This is a genomic window from Paraburkholderia phenoliruptrix (assembly GCF_047325075.1).
In the GTDB taxonomy this organism is placed as follows: domain Bacteria; phylum Pseudomonadota; class Gammaproteobacteria; order Burkholderiales; family Burkholderiaceae; genus Paraburkholderia; species Paraburkholderia phenoliruptrix.
Genome location: NZ_CP168530.1, coordinates 183,192 through 202,984, shown reverse-complemented (window position 1 = coordinate 202,984; position 19,793 = coordinate 183,192). Strand labels below are relative to the sequence as shown.

Sequence of the window (19,793 nt, the reverse complement as noted above, 5' to 3'; positions counted from 1 at the left end):
TGCTGCAAACGCTGCACCGGTTCCAAACGCTCTGAAAGCGCGCCACATGCTGATTTCCTATTTCTCCACCGGCGAGGCCTTGCGCAGTCGAAGCGTGAGCGACGTCGTGCTGTCACATGTCGTCGATATACCCGTGCCTCCACGTCACGTGCTCACCGACTGGGAGAGAGAAACATCGTCGCGGATGGATCTCGAAGCCGGCGACGTCGAGGCCATGCCTTTCGCCAGAACGCGCGTGCGCTGGGCGGATTACACCCGCTGCGTGCAGTCGATGTCCGACTGGACGCGCTCTCTCGGACTCGCCGATGTGCTGGCCTCCAGCGATGTCGCGTTGATGGCCTGCCGCGGCGCGAGGTATCACCACGACGCCGCGCAGTATGGCGGCGCGGCCTTCTGCAACCTCTTCCTTACCGAGGACCAGGGCTTCGACGTGCATTTCCCGTCGACGGGTCAGCGCATTCCGTTGACGCGCGGCACGGCCGTGATATTCGACACGGGCCAGCCCCATGGCGTCATTCGACGCCACAGCAGCGGCTTCAATGCGGACGACTTCACACTGGCCCCGGATTGCGTGCAGATATTCCTGACGTGGGAGCTGCCGATCGACAATACGGAGGTCGCCCGCGTGCTTCAGATCGATTTCGACGTTGCGCCCTTACCCGCATCGCAACTGCAAGAAGAGCAGGTCCTGCTGAATGGCGAACCGGTCATCGTGTGCCCGGCTTCCGGACGCTGGCGCCCGGCCGGCTGAGCGCCGCACTAGCACCGAGGTCGTTGCACGCCCGCGCTCGCCTGTATGATGGCGAGCTTGGGCCTGACCGCAAGCTGCCCGGGACGGTCGGCGCAAACCTCGAACAGCAAGGCAGCCGCCGCGCGGCGCCACACATCCCTTCACGACGACTCACAGGAACACCGCCATGACGGCCGCAACGCAATTCGACCAGGTTTCCGTTATCAAACGCGCCAACGTGTATTTCGACGGCAAGTGCGTCTCTCATACCGTGCTTTTCGCCGACGGCACGCGCAAGACGCTCGGCGTCATTCTGCCGGGCACGCTCAATTTCGGCACGGACGCGCCGGAGCTGATGGAAGTCCAGGCCGGTCAATGCCGCATCCGCCTGGAAGGCAGCGACGAGTGGACAACCTACACCGCCGGCGAATCGTTTTCGGTGCCCGGCAAGAGCCGCTTTGATATCGACGTCGTCGAAACGCTCGACTACGTCTGCAGCTATCTGTAAGCGCCATTCAGCGTGCCTTGCCTGATCGCCAGAGGCTTCCCGGCGATCAGGCCGCGCCGGCGGCGCGATTTTCGACGACTAGGGTGCAGCGAACACGTCCGTGCGATTTAACGTGTTACCCGAGTTGGTCTGCACGAACAGCGGCACGAATGACGTTCCGCGCGCATCCAATCCCTGGTAGTCGCCTACGAAGAAGCCCTCGGCATTCGGCGCGGTCTTCAGATCGAACGAGCCCGCCAGATGCAGCTCTCCGCCGAAAGTTTTGCCGCCGTCCGTCGAGGTGGTTCGCCAATAGTCGGTGGGCAACGTGGCCGTATTGCCGGCCTGGAGGGTGCGGAAGTCGTAGTAGGTGATCGCAACCGTTCCCGCCGCGTTGACACGCACGCTCGGATTGAACGCCGGCCTTCCAGAGGGTGTGTTGACGCGCACGGGTGCGCTCCAGCTCTGGCCGCCGTCCGTCGAGGTAGACAGCGCAATCTCGTCGTACTGGCCGCCGTTAAAGCGCGAATCCTGCCACACCACGTAGAGCTGGCCGGTCGCTGGATCGATTGCAGGCTCGGGAATGATGTCTCCCGTACGCACCGGTTCGCCTGTGTTCGGATCCGTGACGGAGACGGTCTGCAGTCCGGAGATGATTTGCGGCTTGGTCCACGTGGCGCCGTCATCGGTCGATTTGATGAACGCGACCTTGCCCGCCGCTTTCGAGAAGGGCGGACTGATCAGGTCGAAGAAGTCATACAGCGTTCCGTCCTGCGAGTTGACGACGATCTGATTGCCGATGGTCTGCTGGCGCGACGGCACGTTCACGATGACTGACGGCGCGCTCCACGTGAGGCCGCCGTCCACGGTCTTCGAGAATAGGGATGGTCCGCGGTAAGCCGCGGTATGCAGGTTCGCGTAGGGATTGCCGTTCGGCAGTTCGAGGCGGTCCCAGACCGCATAAGCGACGCCTGCCTTGATCGGATTCGCGGTCACCGACTCCTTGTCGTTGAAGAATTGCAACGACGGTTCGTTATCCGCAATCAGAATGCTCAGGTTGCTCCACGTTTGGCCCCCGTCCTTCGACACGGCGGCGCCGACGGCGTTGCTGTTGTTCGACTGGTTGAACGAGATCGACACGGAGTAGGCGGTGCCGTCCGGTCCAAACGAAACCCACGGGTCGGACGCGCGTTCATACGGTAGTCCATTCGCGCACAGGCTGAAAGGCTGGGGCGTTTCAGCCCACGTATGGCCGCCGTCGAACGAAGACGCTGCCACGAGACCATGTGAGCCGCCGTTCGACCAGCGGTCCTGCTGCCACACGGCAATCAGATTTGAAGGATTGGCCGGATTCACGGCCAGCCACGGCTCGACCTCCGCATTCACATAGACGGTGCCCGGCCCGCCGATGTTGCAGCTGGCAAACGGACTCGGACCCGACGCCAAAACCGGCGCGGCCGAGGCCGACGCGCTGGCCGTCAAGGCGAGGGCGAGCGGAATGCCGAACACAAGTAGACCATGCTTGTTGCAGGACATAGAAGACTCCTCCTCCATAAGCGACCTGCGACGGGCAGACCGGTAGCACGCTGGCGGCTGCTAAGCAACGTGGGGAGATTGCGCCTCTTTGCATGAGTCATAACGACAGCATCGGCGCTTCTTGTTCAGCATCTTTTACTCGCCAACTCACTACCGCGTGGACCATTGCAGGCCGCGAGCGCTGGAGACCGCCAGCGCGTCGGCTACGACTTGCTTAACGCTGGCGGCGGGCACCGGCAGCATGAATGCAATGGAATTTAGGTCTTACGAAATGCGTCGGCGGGAATTTTTTGTAACAGCGTATGCGTCGTGGCTGCTTGTGCCGCCAATGTCGCGCGGGGATGGACCCCGGCGATTCGGATTGGCTCACGTCGTGAGGTATTGCGGCGCGCGAAAACTAATTAAGCGAATCAGAAAATCGCGGACAGGTGAGGTAAGGGGGATGCTGGAGTCCCAGAACAGGACTCCAGCCGAAGCAGCGACGATGCGCGTCAGACAGTGCGGCGAACCATCAATTCCTTGATCTTGCCAATCGCCTTGGTCGGGTTCAGCCCCTTCGGGCAGACGTCGACGCAGTTCATGATGGTGTGGCAGCGGAACAGCCGGTACGGATCTTCCAGGTTATCGAGCCGCTCGCCCGTGGCCTGATCGCGGCTGTCCGCGATGAAGCGGTACGCCTGCAACAGACCCGCCGGGCCCACGAACTTGTCCGGGTTCCACCAGAAGCTCGGGCACGACGTCGAGCAGCTCGCGCACAGAATGCACTCGTAGAGCCCGTCGAGCTCGTCGCGTTCCTCCGGCGACTGCAGACGCTCCTTCTCCGGCGGCGGCGTGTCGTTGATCAGGTACGGCCTGATCGAGTGATACTGGTTGAAGAACTGCGTGAAGTCGCAGATCAGGTCGCGCACCACCGGCAGCCCCGGCAGCGGACGCAGCACGATCTTCTGCGGCAGGTCGTTCAGGTTCGTCAGGCACGCCAGACCGTTCTTGCCGTTGATGTTCATCGCGTCCGAGCCGCACACGCCCTCGCGGCACGAGCGGCGGAACGACAGCGTCTCGTCCAGCGCCTTGAGCTTCACCAGCGCGTCGAGCAGCATGCGCTCGTGCGAGTCGATCTCGATCTCGTACGTCTGCATGCGCGGTGCCGCGTCCCGGTCCGGATCGTAGCGGTAGATTTCAAATGTACGCTTGGCCATTTCTCTGGATTCCTTGTCTGTGCCTTAGAAGGTCCGCGCCTTGGGCGGCACCGATTCGACCGTCAGCGGCTGCATGTGCACCGGCTTGTAGTCGAGGCGGTCGCCCTCGCTGAACCACAACGTATGGCGCAGCCAGTTCTCGTCGTCGCGATGCTCGAAGTCGTTCTGCGCGTGCGCGCCGCGGCTTTCCTTGCGCGCCTCGGCCGAGACCATCGTCGCGCGCGCCACCTCGATCAGGTTCGCCACCTCCAGCGCCTCGACCCGCGCGGTGTTGAACACCTTCGACTTGTCCTTCAGGTGGATGTTCTCCACCCGCGCCGCCACTTCGCGGATCGCCTCGACACCTTCGGCGAGCAGCGCCGACGTGCGGAACACGCCCGCGTGCTTCTGCATCGTGCCGCGGATGTCGTTGGCCACGCTCTGCGCGTACTCGCCCGAGGACGAGCTCTCCAGCTTCGCCAGACGCGAGAGCGCGAAGTCCGCCGCATCCGCCGGCAGCGGCTTGTGCTCCTTCAGCTCCTTCACGTGCTTGACGATGTGGTTGCCCGCCGCGCGGCCGAACACCACCAGATCGAGCAGCGAGTTCGTGCCCAGACGGTTCGCGCCGTGCACCGACACGCACGAGCATTCGCCCACCGCGTAGAAGCCGTTGACCACTTCTTCGTGCCCGCGCGGCGTGCCCACCACCTGGCCGTTGATGTTCGTCGGAATGCCGCCCATCTGGTAGTGGATGGTCGGCACGACCGGAATCGGCTCCTTGATGCAGTCGACGTTCGCGAACTTCAGCGCGATCTCGCGGATCGACGGCAGCCGCTTCATGATGGTCTCGGCGCCGATGTGCGACAGATCGAGCAGCACGTGGTCCTTGTTCGGACCCACGCCGCGGCCTTCCTTGATTTCCTGGTCCATCGAGCGCGAGACGAAGTCGCGCGGCGCCAGATCCTTCAGCGTGGGCGCATAGCGCTCCATGAAGCGCTCGCCGTTCGAATTGCGCAGAATGCCGCCTTCGCCGCGCACGCCTTCGGTGATCAGCACGCCCGCGCCAGCCACGCCCGTCGGGTGGAACTGCCAGAACTCCATGTCCTGCAGCGCGATGCCCGAGCGCGCGGCCATGCCCAGGCCGTCGCCGGTATTGATGAACGCGTTGGTCGAGGCCGCGAAGATGCGGCCCGCGCCGCCCGTGGCGAACAGCGTGGTCTTGCCTTCGAGAATGTAGACGTCGCCCGTTTCCATTTCGAGCGCGGTCACGCCGAGCACGTCGCCGTCGGCGTCGCGGATCAGATCGAGCGCCATCCATTCGACGAAGAACTGCGTCTTCGCTGCGACGTTCTGCTGGTAGAGCGTGTGCAGCAGCGCGTGACCGGTGCGGTCAGCGGCGGCGCAGGCGCGCTGCACGGGCTTTTCGCCATAGTTGGCCGTGTGGCCGCCGAACGGGCGCTGGTAGATCGTGCCGTCGGCGTTGCGGTCGAACGGCATGCCGAAGTGTTCGAGCTCGTACACGGCGTTCGGCGCTTCGCGGCACATGAATTCGATCGCGTCCTGGTCGCCGAGCCAGTCGGAGCCCTTGATCGTGTCGTAGAAGTGGTAGTGCCAGTTGTCCTCGCTCATGTTGCCAAGCGAGGCGCCGATGCCGCCTTGCGCGGCCACCGTATGCGAGCGCGTGGGAAACACTTTCGAGAGCACGCACACCGACAGACCCGCACGCGCCAGTTGCAGCGACGCGCGCATCCCCGAGCCGCCCGCGCCGACGATGACCACGTCGAACTTGCGACGCGGCAGGGCATTCTTGATTGCAGCCATTCTTTTACACTCTCCAGAGAATCTGCGCAGCGTAGCCCGCGCACGCGAGCAGCCAGACGATGGTCAGCGCCTGCAGCAGCAGACGCACGCCCACGGGCTTCACATAGTCCATCCAGATGTCGCGGATGCCGACCCACGCGTGATAGAAGAGCGAGAGCAGCGTGACGAAGGTGGCGAGCTTCATCCACTGGGTGGCGAAGATCGAGGCCCAGCCTTCGTAGGAGAAGTCGCGCGCGCCGAAGAACCACGCGAGCAGGATCACCGTGTAGAGGGCCATCACGCAGGCGGTGATGCGCTGCGCGAGCCAGTCGCGCAGACCGTAGTGCGCGCCCACCACCAGACGCTTCGAGCCGATTCGGTTATTGGCTGCCATTTTTTAGAATGCTCCGAAGAGTTTGGCCGCGAAGGCGAGCGTCAGCAGCGAGGAGACGACGAACACCACGATCGAGGTCTGCTTGCCCTTTTCTTTCGTGACGGCCTCATGGTTGGTGTCCATCAGCAGGTGCCGCACGCCGGCGCAGAAATGGAACATGTAGGCCCACGCGAGCACCAGCACGATGAGCTTGACGATGAGGTTGGAGAAAAAGCCCTTGAAGCCTTCGAAGCTCAGCTCCGAGGTCAGGCTCTGGTCGAAGAGGTAAAGCAGGAACGGCAGCGCCACGAACAGCAGCCCCCCGCTCACGCGATGCAGGATCGACACCCGCCCGGCAAGCGGCAGCCGGTACGCCGTCAATATCTGCCCGATACCGATGTTCCGGAATTCCGGCCTCGGTTTTCTCAATGTCTCAGCCACGATAGACCCCTTCACCTCATTAGATAAAACACAACGGCGCAAACCGCCGCGCGCCCCGATCGGCGCGGCTCGTCCTGCCTTCGTCATCTAACGTAAAAGGCGATGTTTTGCGGGAACACTTATAGGACGCGGACTGCGCGATGGCGATATTTTGTCGCACCGCTGATATACTGTCCAATATCTATCGCGTCTTCCTGAAATAGTTTTCTCATATATCGCATGGAATTGCGCCATATCCGCTACTTTCTGGCGGTCGCCGAGGAGCGCAACGTCACGCGTGCGGCCGAAAGACTGGGCATCGGTCAGCCGCCGCTCAGCCAGCAGATTCATGCGCTGGAAGACGAAATGGGCGTGCGGCTCTTTCGCCGCACCGGCCACGGCGTGGTGCTGACGGAGGCAGGCGAGGCCTTTGCCGCCGACGCGCAGCGCATCCTGCACGACACCCGGCTCGCGGTCGAAAAGGCGCAGAGCGCAGGGCGCGGCGAGATCGGGCAGTTCAATATCGGTTTTACCGGCTCGGCCGCGTTCAATCCCGTGGTCTCCAAGCTGATTCGCGCGTATCGGCAGGATTATCCGAACGTCACGCTCACGCTTGCGGAGGGCAACACGGCGCAGTTGCTCGCCTATCTCGGCGACGGACGTGTCGACGTCGCTTTCGTGCGGCTTGGCAGCCAGTCGCCGGCGGGCGTGCAGTTCCATCACATTGCCATCGAGCCGATGAGGGTCGTGTTGCCGGCCACGCATCGTCTCGCGAAAAAGCGCAGGATCCCGCTGGCAGCGTTGGCCGAAGATCCCTTCGTGATGCTGCCGCGAGAGGCGAGCCCCACACTGCACGACGTCATCGTCGGCGCGTGCCGGGAGGCGGGCTTCGAGCCGATCGCAGGACAGCAGGCGCCGCAGCTGTCGTCCGTGGTGAATCTGGTGGCCGCGGAGTTCGGCGTGTCGCTCGTGCCGGCTTCCGTGTGTCAGATTCGCGTGGAAGGCGTCGCTTACACCGACGTGCTCGGCAACGCCATTTCGATCCGGCTGTCGCTCGCCTCGCGCATGGAGGCCGCGCCGGCCAAGACGGCGAATTTCCTGCAGAAGGCGTTTGCGCTCGGGGCGTCGATTACCTGAAGGCTCGACGTGCTCGGCGGACGCAGCGACGACGCGCTCGCCTCTGGCCACGTGCCGCTGTCTTGTTTAGCAACACATCGGCGCTGAACTGCGTCAGCGTGCAACAGCCTTCATCACGTCGGCCGGCGGGCTGATCCGTCGCATTGTCCCGTCTCTCCCGGCCTGGCGCGCCTTGCGCCGCAGCGCTGCCCCAATGGCATGTGACTTGCCTAACAGGGCTCGCAGCCAGACTGCGTTCCCCAGACGATGGCGTCGCCACCCGGCTTCCCGTCGATAACTCAACAGCGAACATGTGGTGTGGGATCGACGTGGCGCGCCTTGCGGTGCGCCACTGAAGCGACAACTCACGTCGAGCGCAACCCATGTTGCATGGGACCCGAGTAAGCAGCGTTGCATGCGGTGGGAGTCGATGCTGGAAGCACCGACTCGCACAGACAGCTGACATTGCCGCTCGGGTCTACACAGGAGACAAGGATGAAAGCACGTTCCATTTCGGCGCTGCGGCCGAGAGCGCTTGCGATAGGCGTCGCCGCGGCCGTCAGTCTGTCATGCGGGACCGCCGCCGTGGCCGACGACTATCCCGCCGTCACCTATGAACGGCTGGCCGCTGCGCAAAGCGATCCCGGCTGGCTCACCTACTACCGCACCTACAACGGCCAGGCCCATTCGCCGCTCAAGCAGATCGACACGTCGAATGTGAAGCAGTTAAAGCAGGTGTGGAGCTACAAGTTTCCCGCGGATCTGCAGCAGGGTTTCGAAGCGACGCCGATCGTCAATGGCCGCTATCTCTTCGTGACCACGCCGAAAGACAACGTCTATGCATTCGATGCCGCGAGCGGCAAGCAACTGTGGAAGTTCGAACCGAAGCTCGGCGCCGAGTCGTTCAAGACGGCATGCTGCGACGTGATCAATCGCGGCGTCGCCCTCTACGGCAAGAACGTCTATGTGGCGATGCTCAACGGCGAGGTCGTCGCGCTCGATGCGCAAACCGGGTCGCTTGCGTGGCGCAAGACGATGTTCGAACCGGGACTCGGCTACGCGTTTTCGCTTGCGCCGCTCGCGCTCGACGGCGCGCTGGTGGTGGGCAGTGCGGGCGGCGAATATGGCGCGCGCGGTTTTATCGCGGCGTTGAATCCCGACAACGGCAACATACTGTGGAAGCGCTTCACCGTGCCCGCGGCCGGCGAGAAAGGCGCCAGTACCTGGCCCGACGGCATGCAGGAACACGGCGGCGCGCCTGCGTGGCTGACGGGCACGTATGACGCGGCATCGAAAACGCTGTACTGGGGCGTCGGCAATCCGGGACCGTGGCTCGCGGATCTGCGGCCGGGCGACAACCTCTACTCCGACTCGCTGCTCGCGCTCGACCCGAAGACCGGCGATCTCAAATGGCACTACCAGTACACGAAACACGATACCTGGGACTATGACGGCGTCAACACGCCGGTGCTCGCCAACATCAAGTACCAGGATAAGGACTACGATGCAATTATCCATGCCGACCGCAACGGCTACTTTCACGCCATCGACCGCGGCACGGGCAAGCTGATCTATGCGAAGCCGTTCGTCAAGGCGACTTCCGTCACCGGCTACACGGCGGACGGCGCGCCGATTCAGGATCCCTCCAAATATCCGAAGACCGGCACGACCATCGAAACGTGTCCGAGCTTCCTCGGCGGCAAGAACTGGTGGTCGGTTTCGTACGATCCGGACAAGCAGGTCGCGATTGTTCCCGCGCTGCATGCGTGCATGTCGCTGTCCGGCAAGTCGGTCACCTACATGGAAGGACTGCCGTACCTCGGCGAAGGCTTCGAGATCAAGCCTGAGCCGGGCAGCAAGGGCTACGGCGAACTGCAGGCTATCGACGTCAGCACGGGCAAGAAGCTGTGGAGTTTCTGGAGCAAGCTGCCTTGGAACGGCGGCGTGGCGACGACCGCGGGCGGGCTCGCGTTTAGCGGCTCGCTGGACGGCCATCTGTACGCATTCGATTCAGCGACCGGCAAGGTGCTCTGGAAGAGCCCGAAACTCGCGAGCGGCATCGTGGCGCAGCCGTCGGTATTCGAAGTCGACGGTAAGGAGTACGTGGCGATTCTCGCCGGCTACGGCGGCGCCAATCCTATCTGGGGCGGTCCGATGGCGAAGGCCGCGGAGAAGATCCCACGCGGCGGCACGCTGTACGTGTTCGCACTCAACCACGGCTGATGTCCATGCGGCCGCAGCGCCCACCTGCTCGATGCGGATGCGCGCGAGCAGTGAGCGCGCGGCAGCCCCGCCTTTCCCCGGAAGCAAGATCATGAAGACTCGACTCAACTCAATCGCTATGGCCGGCGCGTTGCTCGCAAGCGGCGCGCTGATGCCAGGCCACGCGAGCGCGGGCGTGCGCGTGTGCACGTTTCCAGGCAGTCCGTCGACGGTGCTCGACGAAGCGGTGACGCGCGAAGCGTTCCGCACGGCAGGCGTGGCCCTTACGCTCGCGCCGGGCGGCTTTGCCGGCAGCGACGACGACGGCGTGTCGCTCAAGGAACTCGACAAGGCGCTCGCGCGCAAGTGCGATGTGATCGCCGGTTTTCCGCGCTCGTCTGTCGCGGACGGCTCCAATAGCAAGCTCACATTTTCGCGTGCTTATCTGCACTCGGGTTACGTGAGCGTGACGATGCACGAATCGGCGGCGCAAACAAGCGGTGCCGAGATTGTTGCCGCCACCTATGCGAGCCCCGCGCAGTTGATCGCCGTGCAGCAGCCCAACGTGAAGCTCGACCTGGAAAACACCGCAGAACAGACCGTCGATGCCGTCGCAAACGGACATGCGCAACGCGCGATTGTCTGGTATCCGGCTGTCGTCGCTTATACGAAGACGCATCCCGAGCAGCGTTTTCGTATCGCGCAAGCGGAGTCGGCGTATGCGGACTGGCATCTGGTGTTTGCCTTCGGCAAAAACGGTGCAGCGTTGCAGCCGCGTATCGACGCCGCATTGGCAAAGATGGAGTCCAATGGCAGGCTTGCCGCGTTGACGCGCGGCTGGACACTTCCTCGCCTAGCGCAGGCGAGCGTGCCCGAGGCAGCGGAGTTTGCCTATCGCGACGGTCCTCGCCGTGCCGACTTCAAGTGGCCCATCATGCGAGCCGGTGGCCGTGACATCGGGCAGGGACGTTTCATCAAGGTCGATGCAGCAGTGTCCGCGGACGCGCCCGCGTTCGACCGCGCGCAGGTCGCGCACGGCAAGACCTTGTATTCGAGCGCGTGCGCGAAGTGCCACGGTCCCGAACTGCAGGGGCTCAACGCGCCGGCGTTGCGCGGGCCGTCGTTCGCACCGACGGCGAATGCGAAGCTGACCATCGGCGGCGTGTATGGCTACATGGCGAACAACATGCCGGCGGATCGTCCGGGCAAGATGAAGCCGCAGGACTACGCGGACATCATGGCGTTTTTGCTGTACTCGAACGGCTACAGCGCCGGCAAGAGCAAGTTGACGGACGAGAGCGCGAGAGCGTCGTCGAAACCGTTGAACGCGGGCAGTTCGCTGAACGCGGGGACTTCGCCATAGCGTCAGGCGTCGATAGAACGCATCGCGCCAGGCAGCTGCATAAGCGAAAGCGCCCGGCGATTCTCTGTTATTCGGGAGAATCGCCGGGCGCTTTCAACACGTGCGTCTGGAGCGCAACGCGACATACGCGACATACGCGACATGCAGCTCCACACGCGGACTGGATCACTCCACCCAGCCGCGCTGCCGCGCGTGTTCGATAAAACGGTAGACGTCCGTGGCGAGATCGGACGCGTTGAAAAGATCCTCGAGCTCGCCGATGATGTCGTCGAGTTCGCGCGTGCCGTCGCAACGGCTCAGAATTTCGCCTGCGCTCGGATTCAATCTGACGGCGCCTTCGGGAGAGAGCAGCACATAGCCGTCTCCGGCGACTTCCCATTGCAGCCTGAAAAGCGGGCGCAAATACGGCCGCGGACCGATGCAGCGTTCAGTATCCGGAGCGTTCATACCAGGCACACCTAATTGATTTCGTTGCGGCAAGCCGCCGCCCGCGCGTCCCATTCAACGACGCGCGCGGCGGCGTTCCATCGGTGCTGTTAGCGTGTGGCGATATACATCGTGACTTCAAAACCGAAACGCAGATCGGTGTAGGCGGGGGTGGTCCACTGCATGGCTGTCTCCTTGGGTTGGGCGATTGATTGAGAAACCGCATCGTTGAAGCGGTCCCCTCTTCAAACGCAAGGTCCATGCCGAACGTATCGCGAGGCGAGGTCGGTCCATGCGAAACGCGAGCCGGCCGCTGCAGCGCAGCCGAGGGCTGGCTTGTGGGCCGATGGGTCTTGTGACGGGCGCGTGCAGTGTGCCGCGCGCGGCCCTGACGCCCGCGCGCTGTTCAATTGCAGCACAGGCCTGTTGCAAAATGGAGCAGTGCGGTGCGTTGCGCCCGGTCCGCTGCGCGCAAATCACGCCGCGTCTTCGCTGTGGTTCGCGCCGTGCGCCGGCAGTTTCCGATAAATCGTATTGCGCGAAATGCCGAGCATGCGCGCCGCGGCCGATACGTTGCCGCCGTGCTGCGCGACGGCGTTCGCGATCACGCTCGCGGCCACGTCGTGAAGCCGCCCGGTGGGTAGCGGCAACACATCCATTCCCTGCGCGGACGACGGGCCGACGGCGCGCAGATCGTCGAAGAAGTCATCAGGCAGATGCTCGCGACGAATTTCGCCGTCCGGATCCACCATGACCGATGCGGTGCGCAGTAGATTGCCGAGCTGGCGGAAGTTGCCGGGCCACGCACATTGCTCGAAAAGCGCCATGACGTCGTCGGCGATGCTAAGCGGCTGGCCGCCGGCGTTCTCGGCCGACGCGCAATCCAGCATCTTTTTGATCACCGCCGACAAATCGGTGCGCTCGCGCAACGGCGGCAATTTGACGACGAGTCCATTGAGCCGGTAGTACAAATCCTCGCGGAAACGGCCTTGCGCGATCATTTCGCGCAGATCGCGATGGGTGGCGCAAATGATCGCGACGTCCACGGGAATCGACTTTGCTGAGCCGAGCGGATTCACGAGACGCTCCTGCAGCACGCGCAGGAGCCGCACCTGCAACGGGTAGGGCATGTCGCCGATTTCGTCGAGAAATAGCGTACCGCCGTTGGCCTGCAGCAGTTTGCCGACCGCGCCTTTGCGCCGCGCGCCGGTGAAGGCGCCTTCTTCATAGCCGAACAGTTCCGATTCGATCAACGTTTCCGGGATCGACGCGCAGTTCACCGCGACGAACGGCCCCGCGCGGCGCGGCGAATCGTTATGAATGGCCTGGGCGAGCAGTTCCTTGCCGGTGCCGGTTTCGCCGGTGATCAGGATCGGGATGTTCTTGCCGATCACCTTGCGCACCTTCGCGATGACCGACGCAATCTGCGGGTCGCCGGTGTCCAGATAGCTGAGCCTCGACAGCGGATTGGCGGGCGGCGCCGATGGCTCGCTGCGCTGCGCCGGCGCCGTCTGGCCGGGCGCGTGAAAGCGTGCGGGCTCGTCGGCGAGCGTGCTGCGGCGGAACTGCACATTTGCGCAGACCACTGCGCCGTTGCTCAGATTCAGCGACAGGTGACGGTCGCGGTGCGTGCGCAGACGGTCGATCAACTGCGCGCTCGTGAGGCCGAACAGCGACGACAGCGTATGCGCCCGCAATCCCGCGAGCGGCAGGCCGAGCTGGAACTGCGCGCTGCGATTGGCCGACAGGAAGCGGCCGTCGCAGGTAAAGGCGGCGATGCCTTCCATCAACGTGCCGAGAAATTCGGCGCGGCCGTGAAAGGCGATCTGCAAGGTTTCGCGAAAGGTGTTCGCAAACAGATGATTCTCGATCATCTGCACCGACATTTTCGCAAGCGCCATGGTGTGCTGGTGATAGCTGCGATGATCGCCCGTCACGTCCAGCACGCCGATGAGATCGCCGTACGGATCGAGAATCGGCACGCTCGAGCAGGTGAGAAAGCGGTTCGCGGCCAGATAGTGCTGCTCGCCGTGGACGACGGTTGCGCTGCGCTCGGCGAGCGCCGTGCCGATTGCATTGGTGCCTTGCCGGTTTTCCGCCCAGTTCGCGCCGGGCCGCAGGGCGACTTTCTCGGCGCGCCGCAGGAAATCGTCGTCGCCGATGGAATGAAGAATCAGGCCTTCCGCGTCGGTCAGGACGATCATGCTCTGGGTGTTCACAATCTGATCATGGAGGGTTTCCATGACCGGCGTGGCGTGCGCGCAGAGAATGCGGTTCTGTTCCAGTTTCAATGCCAGTTCGCCGGCAGGCAGCACGTCGTAGTCAGGGCGCATGGACTCGCTCAGGCCGAATATTTCCGAGCGTTCATGCGACTTCTGAATGGACGGCGTCAGCCAGCACGCGTCGCGAGGGGCGAGCGGGGTTACGGCGTGATGCATGTCGTCGCGCATTGTCTCCTCCTGATCTGGCCCCGGTCGTTCTGCCGGCGCCCGTGTGATGCCACACGACGCAAATAGCGCGCCAGGCGGTTCCGGGTCACGTCGCAGGCATCGTTGACATCAATCAATTGCGGCTCCGCTAAAGCACGGATCATGGGCCTGGGTGAATCACGCCCGCCTCACAGCCTGTCGATGCAGCTGCCGCGCGAGCGGCCGGGAGAAAGTCATGGTACGCGCCGAATACCGGATCGTCGTTGCAGTGGTCGCCGTGTTTGCGTCTCTTGCCGGTTTGTCCGTGGCAATCGACGGGTTGCTGTTCGATAAGAGCGGACTCGTGAGATACGGATTCGCCGCCATGGTGGTCGGCGTCGCGGCGTTCGTGCTGCTGCTCAACCCGGCATCGGCGGGCGACGAGTAGAGCAGCCGGGCAACCGGGCCGAGTCGTCTGCGCGTGGCCCACGCGGCTCGCCGGGCACACCCGGCCCACCCGTCCAGCGCTGCTACGATTCCTCGCCGGCTGCGAACAGGCCGTGCTCCGCCTGCGCCTCCTGGTTGTCGATACATTGCACGTGCCAATGGCCCGTCATGAGCGCGCGTCCGCGTTCGGCGCACCACTGCGCGCGCCCGGTTTCGCCTTCGAAGCGCCTGTTGCAATTGTTCAGATCGAGCCCTTCGAGCACGCAGACAGGCGCGCAGTCCCCGGGCGCGGACACGACGGTATTGCCGCAGTCCATCTGCAAGGTGCCCCATTCAGGCAGCTCGAGACCGAGATGACCCTCGCGCGACCATTGCCGCGTGTCCATGTCGAGCCAGAGAATGGCGAAGGCCATCGGGTGGACACGGTCGAACGTGTCGAGGTGGATAGTGAGGCGCATCATGATTCTCCTAACGGAATCCCCCGCCGGAACGAATAAAGCTGGTCGCAGCTCGTTGCTATTGCGGCCGCGTCGCGCGCGGCTTCATTGAGTCAATACCCATTGCACGAGCGTATGCGCGTCTTCCGGCGATATCGGGCCGCCGCGATCGGCGGGCAGCGGCATTGCCATATCTCCCCAATGTGCCTTGCCGCCGAGCCGCAGCTTGTGTTCGAGCATGAACTGCGCGTTCGGCACGTTGCGATAGCGTTCAGCGATCTGCTGGAAGGACGGAGCGAGAAACGGCGCGTCGCGCGTATGGCAGAACATGCAGTGGTGCTGATCGACGAGCGCGCTGGGCTCGGAGGACTGCCCATGCGCCGAGCCGGCGGCCAGCATGACTGCGGCGCATGCAACAAGGCATCGGCGGAATGGGGCGTTCACGATGCAGCTCCTGTGCGAGGGTTGAACTCAGTGTAAGGGCGGCGACCCGGCTGCCGTTGACCTCGATCAAGCGCGACACACCGGGCGCCGGCCTCACACCTGCATCAAACCTTCGTGATTGAGAATCCGGATGTTCTTGCCGCGCGTATCGAGAAGCCCCTCGCGCTGGAATCGCGACAGCATCCGGCTCACCGTTTCGAGCTTGATGCCGAGATAGCTGCCGATTTCCTCACGGGTCATGCGCAGATGAAATTCGGCCGGCGAATAGCCGCGTTTTCTCAAGCGATCCGACAGATTCAGCAGGAAAGTCGCCACGCGCTGTTCGGCGGACATCGTGCCGAGCAGCATCATCTGCGACGATTCGCGCACGATCTCGCCGCCCATCATCCGATGCACGTGTTGCTGCAGGGCCTTCACTTCGCGGCACATCGCCTCGAGCTGATGAAACGGGATGATGCAGACCTTGCTGTCTTCGAGCGCGACGGCATCGCAGCTATGGCGGCCGAAGCAGACGCCGTCGAGTCCGAGCGAATCGCCGGCGAGATGAAACCCCGTCACATGCTCGCGGCCGTCGCGGTGCATGACGACCGTTTTGAACGAGCCCGCGCGCACCGCATAGATGTTCTGGAAGGCGTCGTCGGCGCGATAGATGGTCTCGCCCTGCCTGATGGTGCGCGACGGGCAGATCAGCGCTTCGATCCGCTGCAATTCGTCGGCCGTGAGGCCTTGCGGCATGCAGATCGCGCGCATCGAGCAGGACGTGCAGCGCAGCGGATCCTTGGTGCGCGCGCGCTCGGCGCCGGGCCGTTGCGTCGGCGCGGGCGACGCGTGCAGCGGAATGAATGCGCGCGAGGTGATCGGATAGGCGGCAACGTCAGACATGATGGGCTCCTGATTGAGGAACGGCGGCGCGTGCCCGATGCTGGCCGGCGATCCGCTGGACCGTGGCTCGCGCGAGTTCGAATTCGCGGGTCTTATCGAAAAAATAGTGCGCGCCGCCCGTCAGGCAGGCATGCCGGAACCCGGCGCCGGAACGGTTGGTGAGCACCATCGCGATCACGTGCGGCATGCGTTGCGCGAGCGACGCCAGCAACTCCAGGCCGGTGCCGCCGTTCAGACCCAGCTCGGTGACGACGAGATCGGCGGCGCAGGCCTCGATGCCGGCCAATGCGGCACCGGGCTCCTCGGCTTCGCCGACGATCTCCACGCCCTCCAGGGCGCCGAACAGAGCGGCCATGCGGCGCCGGACCGGATAAGCATCGTCGACGAGAAAAACACGCAGCGCGGGGTGATTGAGTCTTGAGTTCATGGCTCGAAGTATCGGCCGCGCTGTCTCGAAATAAAATCGGCGCGCAGCGAACTTCGAGTAGGTGAGCAAGAAGGGCTGTAGGGGATTTCCTACATCATGCCTCGCAGCCCGGGGGCGGGGCTGCAGAAACGGTCAGATCTCGTCTTCCTCGTCGCCGACCAGTTTGTGGCGCATCGCATAGCGCACCAGCGCGGCCTCGTGCGGCATCTGCATTTTTTCGAGGATGCGCGTCTTGTACGTGCTGACCGTCTTCGCGCTGACACACAGTTCGGCCGCGATCTCGGTGATGGTCTGGCCGGCGGCAATGCGTTTGAGCACGTCGAATTCGCGGTCGGACAGACGCTGATGCGGCAGCAGGTCGGTGGGCTCGTTCAGGCTTTGCGCGAACCGCTCGGCCATCGCGAGGCTCACGTAAACGCCGCCCGCCGCGACCTTCGTCACGGCCGCGACGAGTTCCGCGCTCGCGCTCTCCTTCGTCAGATAGCCGGATGCGCCGGCCTTGAAGGCGCGCACCGCGTATTGCTGTTCGGCGTGCATGGTCAGCACGAGAATGCGCAGCGCCGGCTTTTCGTCCTTGATCTGCTTGATGAGCTCCACGCCGTTGCGGCCGGGCATCGACAGATCGAGCACCAGCACCTCGGCCGGACAGGCGCGGATCAGCGCGACGGTGGTGACGCTGTCGCTTGCTTCGCCCACGACCTCGAAGCCGCTCGCGCTCTTCAGAATATGACGCAGACCGTCGCGCACGAGCGCATGGTCGTCGGCCAGCAGCACTCGGGTCATGATTGCAACTCCTGCATTTGCACGGCCTCCGCCGGAATGGTGACGCGCAACGCAAAACCCTTGCCTTGCGCGGTTTGAATGTCGACGGCGCCGCCGAGCATGTGCGCGCGCTCGCGAATGCCGAGCAGGCCAAACGATTTGCCGGCCGGCTCACCGCCGTGAGACGAGCCGAGGCCGTTGTCGGCGATGCGCAGCACGAAGCCTTCGTTCGCGACGCGCAGGCTGAGCGTGACCAGGGTGGCGTCGGCGTGGCGCGCCACGTTCGTCAACGCCTCCTGCACGATGCGAAAGAGCGCGGTGGCGCCTGTCGGGGAAAAACGCGCGTCGCCGGTTTCGATGTCGCGCTCCACCTCGATGCCGTAGCGGTTCGTGAAGTCGTTGGCGAGCCATTCGACGGCGGGAATCAGGCCGAGGTCGTCGAGCATCACCGGGCGCAGATCGGCGGCAATACGGCGAACGGATGCCACGGTCACGTCGATCAGGCGGCGCATGCCTTGCAATTGCTCGCGCACCAGGGTGCTCGCCGAGGCGCCCAGTGTCTCTTCCACCGAGGAGATGTCCATTTTGAGCGCGGTGAGCTGCTGGCCGAGGTCGTCGTGCAGTTCCCGGGCGATGCGCGTCTTCTCGTCTTCACGAATCTTCTGCAGATTGGCTGACAGCTCGCGCAGTTCCTCGCGCGCCCGCTGCTGCGCCTGCTCGGCCCGGACCCGTTCCGTGACGTCGCGCAGCATGACGGTGTAAAGCCGCGTGTCGCCGTCGCGGATCTGCGAGATGGAGGCCTCTATCGGAAATTCTTCGCCGTTCGCGCGCAAGCCCGACAGCACGCGCTGCCGGCCCATCTGCCGGTCGGACACGCCTGTCACGCCGAACTGTTCGACATGCCGCGCATGGGCCGCGCGAAACCGCTCGGGGATGAAGCGCGCGAGCGGGGCGCCGATCGCGTCCATGGCGGAGCAGCCGAACACCTGTTCGGCCATGGGATTGAAGAGGACGACACGCTGCTGTTCGTCGATGGTGATGATGGCTTCCATCGACGAACGGATGATCGCCATCATGCGCGCTTCGTTGACGCCCGACTGAGTGATTGCCGCGCTGGCTTCGCTATGCGCGGAAGACGCTTCGCGACGCGCGCGCACGAGCATGAAGGCGCTCGTGGCGACGAGCAACGCAGCGGCGACGCAGATGAACAGCACGGGATCGAACCAGCGCCGCGCGGCCAGCATGACGGCGAGCGTTACCACGAACGCCGCCGCTGCCGCCAATGCAGGGCGTGCCGCGAACCAGCTCGACGGCTCCTGCGATGCCGCGCTGCGCGGCGTGGGCGTCTTACCGCTGACGGGCATGTGCGCCTCTTTTGAATGATTGCGGACGGATTCAACTTGCGCTGCGGAGAGCTCGGCATGGCCTGCAGGCAAGTGCTGTGGCTGCCGGCAGCTGCGCGGCTTGCCTCACGGGCGCCGCGAATCTTCCGAGCGCACAGCAGATCTTTCTTCTCATTGTCCGCGAAACGCCGGGATCATGCCAGTGCCGTGCCACCCGTGCGGGGGAAGTGGGTGGGTCAAGGCGGCGCGGGTCTGCCGCGCAACGCCGTGTTACGAGCGACGCGGACAGGAGCCGCGAGCGGCGCCGGGCGACAGGCTCCGGCGCATGAACAGGTATGGCCGCCTTGCACACGCTATGCACGCCATGCACGTCGATGCAAAGTCAGCGAGCGGCGCCGGGCGGCGAGATCCGGCGCATAGCCGGTCTGGCCGTCCCCATGCGTTATGCACCCGTTGCGGGCTGCGCCTGGAAGTTGCGCAAACGGCACACCGCCGTCTACGACGGCTCTTTGAGCGCCTGCTCCGCGACCGTGGCCGCGCCGGCAGCGGGCGCGCAGCGGGCGGAAATCAGCAGCACCGGGCAGGTGGCGATCCGCAAGAAGCGCTCGGCGACGCTGCCGAGCACGAGCCGCTCCACGCCGCGCCGGCCATGCGTGCCCATGACGACGACGTCGGCCTCGAACTCCTCGGCGGCGAGCTGGATGCGATGCGCGATGTCGTCGCCGGTCAGGTCGGTTTCGACCATGCGCGACGGCCCTTTCACGCCTGCCGCGGCCAATTGCGCGGTGGCGTCGGCGAGCACCTGCTTGCCTTCCTCGACGAGCGCATCGCGCACATACGAGGGGTCGTAGCCGGGCACGTCGTAAGAGAGCAACGGCACGTCCACCACGAAGAGCGGCTGCAGCCTCGCGCCCGACTCGCGCGCCAGATCCACCGCGGCGGCCAGCGCGCGCGACGAGGTTTCGCTGCCGTCGACGGCAACCAGAATCTTGTACATGGTGAACACTCCTGAATG

21 protein-coding genes are annotated in these 19,793 nt (G+C 64.2%); 6 read left to right on the top strand and 15 right to left on the bottom strand.

The genetic code is table 11. The features are described 5' to 3' along the window. The first annotated feature begins 46 nt into the window (after positions 1-46). Together ACEN8U_RS00930 and ACEN8U_RS00925 are read left to right on the top strand one after the other, a co-directional pair. The gene (locus ACEN8U_RS00930; protein ID WP_310112065.1) at positions 47-751 is read left to right on the top strand and encodes a hypothetical protein; all 705 of its coding nucleotides are present in this window, start codon (positions 47-49) and stop codon (positions 749-751) included. 166 nt (positions 752-917) lie between these two features. Further along, positions 918-1,238, top strand: coding sequence for a pyrimidine/purine nucleoside phosphorylase (locus ACEN8U_RS00925; protein WP_310112062.1), 321 nt, complete (start codon positions 918-920; stop codon positions 1,236-1,238). A 78-nt stretch (positions 1,239-1,316) separates the two neighbouring features. On the opposite strand, the gene ACEN8U_RS00920 is transcribed toward ACEN8U_RS00925, so the two are convergent. The 5 genes from ACEN8U_RS00920 to sdhC form a co-directional block, all read right to left on the bottom strand. Then, entirely contained in the window at positions 1,317-2,753 is a 1,437-nt protein-coding gene (locus ACEN8U_RS00920) for a sialidase family protein (RefSeq protein ID WP_310112060.1), read from the bottom strand. A 491-nt stretch (positions 2,754-3,244) separates the two neighbouring features. After that, positions 3,245-3,949: a succinate dehydrogenase iron-sulfur subunit gene (locus ACEN8U_RS00915; RefSeq protein ID WP_013591370.1), complete on the bottom strand. Its 705-nt coding sequence runs from the start codon at positions 3,947-3,949 to the stop codon at positions 3,245-3,247. Positions 3,950-3,973: 24 nt separating this feature from the next. Continuing rightward, positions 3,974-5,749 carry a succinate dehydrogenase flavoprotein subunit gene (gene sdhA, locus ACEN8U_RS00910; protein ID WP_368610027.1) on the bottom strand — a complete coding sequence of 592 codons (1,776 nt, stop codon included), beginning with the start codon at positions 5,747-5,749 and terminating at the stop codon, positions 3,974-3,976. Between the two features lie 4 nt (positions 5,750-5,753). Next, positions 5,754-6,122: a succinate dehydrogenase, hydrophobic membrane anchor protein gene (gene sdhD / locus ACEN8U_RS00905; protein ID WP_006047558.1), complete on the bottom strand. Its 369-nt coding sequence runs from the start codon at positions 6,120-6,122 to the stop codon at positions 5,754-5,756. Positions 6,123-6,125: 3 nt separating this feature from the next. After that, a complete protein-coding gene (sdhC, locus tag ACEN8U_RS00900) occupies positions 6,126-6,542 on the bottom strand; it encodes a succinate dehydrogenase, cytochrome b556 subunit (RefSeq protein ID WP_368580119.1) in 417 nt (138 codons plus the stop codon). Between the two features lie 219 nt (positions 6,543-6,761). Here sdhC and ACEN8U_RS00895 point away from each other — a divergent pair, with 219 nt between their 5' ends. The 3 genes from ACEN8U_RS00895 to ACEN8U_RS00885 all read left to right on the top strand — a co-directional run bounded on the left by ACEN8U_RS00895 (position 6,762) and on the right by ACEN8U_RS00885 (position 11,202). Then, positions 6,762-7,658, top strand: coding sequence for a LysR family transcriptional regulator (locus tag ACEN8U_RS00895; protein WP_013591449.1), 897 nt, complete (start codon positions 6,762-6,764; stop codon positions 7,656-7,658). A 474-nt stretch (positions 7,659-8,132) separates the two neighbouring features. Next, complete coding sequence (locus ACEN8U_RS00890) at positions 8,133-9,860, top strand: methanol/ethanol family PQQ-dependent dehydrogenase (RefSeq protein ID WP_310111657.1); 1,728 nt, start codon at positions 8,133-8,135, stop codon at positions 9,858-9,860. 91 nt (positions 9,861-9,951) lie between these two features. Continuing rightward, positions 9,952-11,202 carry a c-type cytochrome gene (locus tag ACEN8U_RS00885; RefSeq protein ID WP_310111660.1) on the top strand — a complete coding sequence of 417 codons (1,251 nt, stop codon included), beginning with the start codon at positions 9,952-9,954 and terminating at the stop codon, positions 11,200-11,202. Positions 11,203-11,367: 165 nt separating this feature from the next. Here ACEN8U_RS00885 and pqqD read toward each other — a convergent pair whose 3' ends face one another. The 3 genes from pqqD to ACEN8U_RS00870 form a co-directional block, all read right to left on the bottom strand. Further along, entirely contained in the window at positions 11,368-11,649 is a 282-nt protein-coding gene (gene pqqD / locus ACEN8U_RS00880; protein WP_013591452.1) for a pyrroloquinoline quinone biosynthesis peptide chaperone PqqD, read from the bottom strand. Positions 11,650-11,738: 89 nt separating this feature from the next. Then, the gene (gene pqqA, locus ACEN8U_RS00875) at positions 11,739-11,813 is read right to left on the bottom strand and encodes a pyrroloquinoline quinone precursor peptide PqqA (protein WP_013341955.1); all 75 of its coding nucleotides are present in this window, start codon (positions 11,811-11,813) and stop codon (positions 11,739-11,741) included. Positions 11,814-12,104: 291 nt separating this feature from the next. Further along, positions 12,105-14,078, bottom strand: a complete 1,974-nt coding sequence (locus ACEN8U_RS00870; protein ID WP_310111661.1) for a sigma-54-dependent Fis family transcriptional regulator — start codon at positions 14,076-14,078, stop codon at positions 12,105-12,107. A gap of 214 nt (positions 14,079-14,292) precedes the next feature. Between ACEN8U_RS00870 and ACEN8U_RS00865 the strand changes: the two genes are divergently transcribed. Beyond that, a complete protein-coding gene (locus tag ACEN8U_RS00865) occupies positions 14,293-14,484 on the top strand; it encodes a DUF2964 family protein (protein ID WP_310111663.1) in 192 nt (63 codons plus the stop codon). A gap of 82 nt (positions 14,485-14,566) precedes the next feature. Here ACEN8U_RS00865 and ACEN8U_RS00860 read toward each other — a convergent pair whose 3' ends face one another. The 7 genes from ACEN8U_RS00860 to ACEN8U_RS00830 form a co-directional block, all read right to left on the bottom strand. Then, a complete protein-coding gene (locus ACEN8U_RS00860; protein WP_310111832.1) occupies positions 14,567-14,941 on the bottom strand; it encodes a DUF3564 domain-containing protein in 375 nt (124 codons plus the stop codon). 84 nt (positions 14,942-15,025) lie between these two features. Continuing rightward, the gene (locus ACEN8U_RS00855) at positions 15,026-15,319 is read right to left on the bottom strand and encodes a c-type cytochrome (protein WP_014972808.1); all 294 of its coding nucleotides are present in this window, start codon (positions 15,317-15,319) and stop codon (positions 15,026-15,028) included. A gap of 138 nt (positions 15,320-15,457) precedes the next feature. Next, a complete protein-coding gene (gene fnr, locus ACEN8U_RS00850) occupies positions 15,458-16,246 on the bottom strand; it encodes a fumarate/nitrate reduction transcriptional regulator Fnr (RefSeq protein WP_310111664.1) in 789 nt (262 codons plus the stop codon). Further along, positions 16,239-16,673 carry a response regulator gene (locus ACEN8U_RS00845; RefSeq protein WP_310111835.1) on the bottom strand — a complete coding sequence of 145 codons (435 nt, stop codon included), beginning with the start codon at positions 16,671-16,673 and terminating at the stop codon, positions 16,239-16,241. The genes fnr and ACEN8U_RS00845 overlap by 8 nt, the downstream gene beginning before the upstream one ends. Positions 16,674-16,805: 132 nt before the next feature. Continuing rightward, on the bottom strand, positions 16,806-17,456 hold the full coding sequence (locus tag ACEN8U_RS00840; RefSeq protein WP_013591459.1) for a response regulator transcription factor: 651 nt from the start codon (positions 17,454-17,456) through the stop codon (positions 16,806-16,808). After that, positions 17,453-18,799, bottom strand: a complete 1,347-nt coding sequence (locus ACEN8U_RS00835; RefSeq protein ID WP_310111666.1) for a PAS domain-containing sensor histidine kinase — start codon at positions 18,797-18,799, stop codon at positions 17,453-17,455. The genes ACEN8U_RS00840 and ACEN8U_RS00835 overlap by 4 nt, the downstream gene beginning before the upstream one ends. 475 nt (positions 18,800-19,274) lie before the next feature. Continuing rightward, entirely contained in the window at positions 19,275-19,775 is a 501-nt protein-coding gene (locus tag ACEN8U_RS00830; RefSeq protein ID WP_310111669.1) for a universal stress protein, read from the bottom strand. Positions 19,776-19,793: the final 18 nt, after the last annotated feature.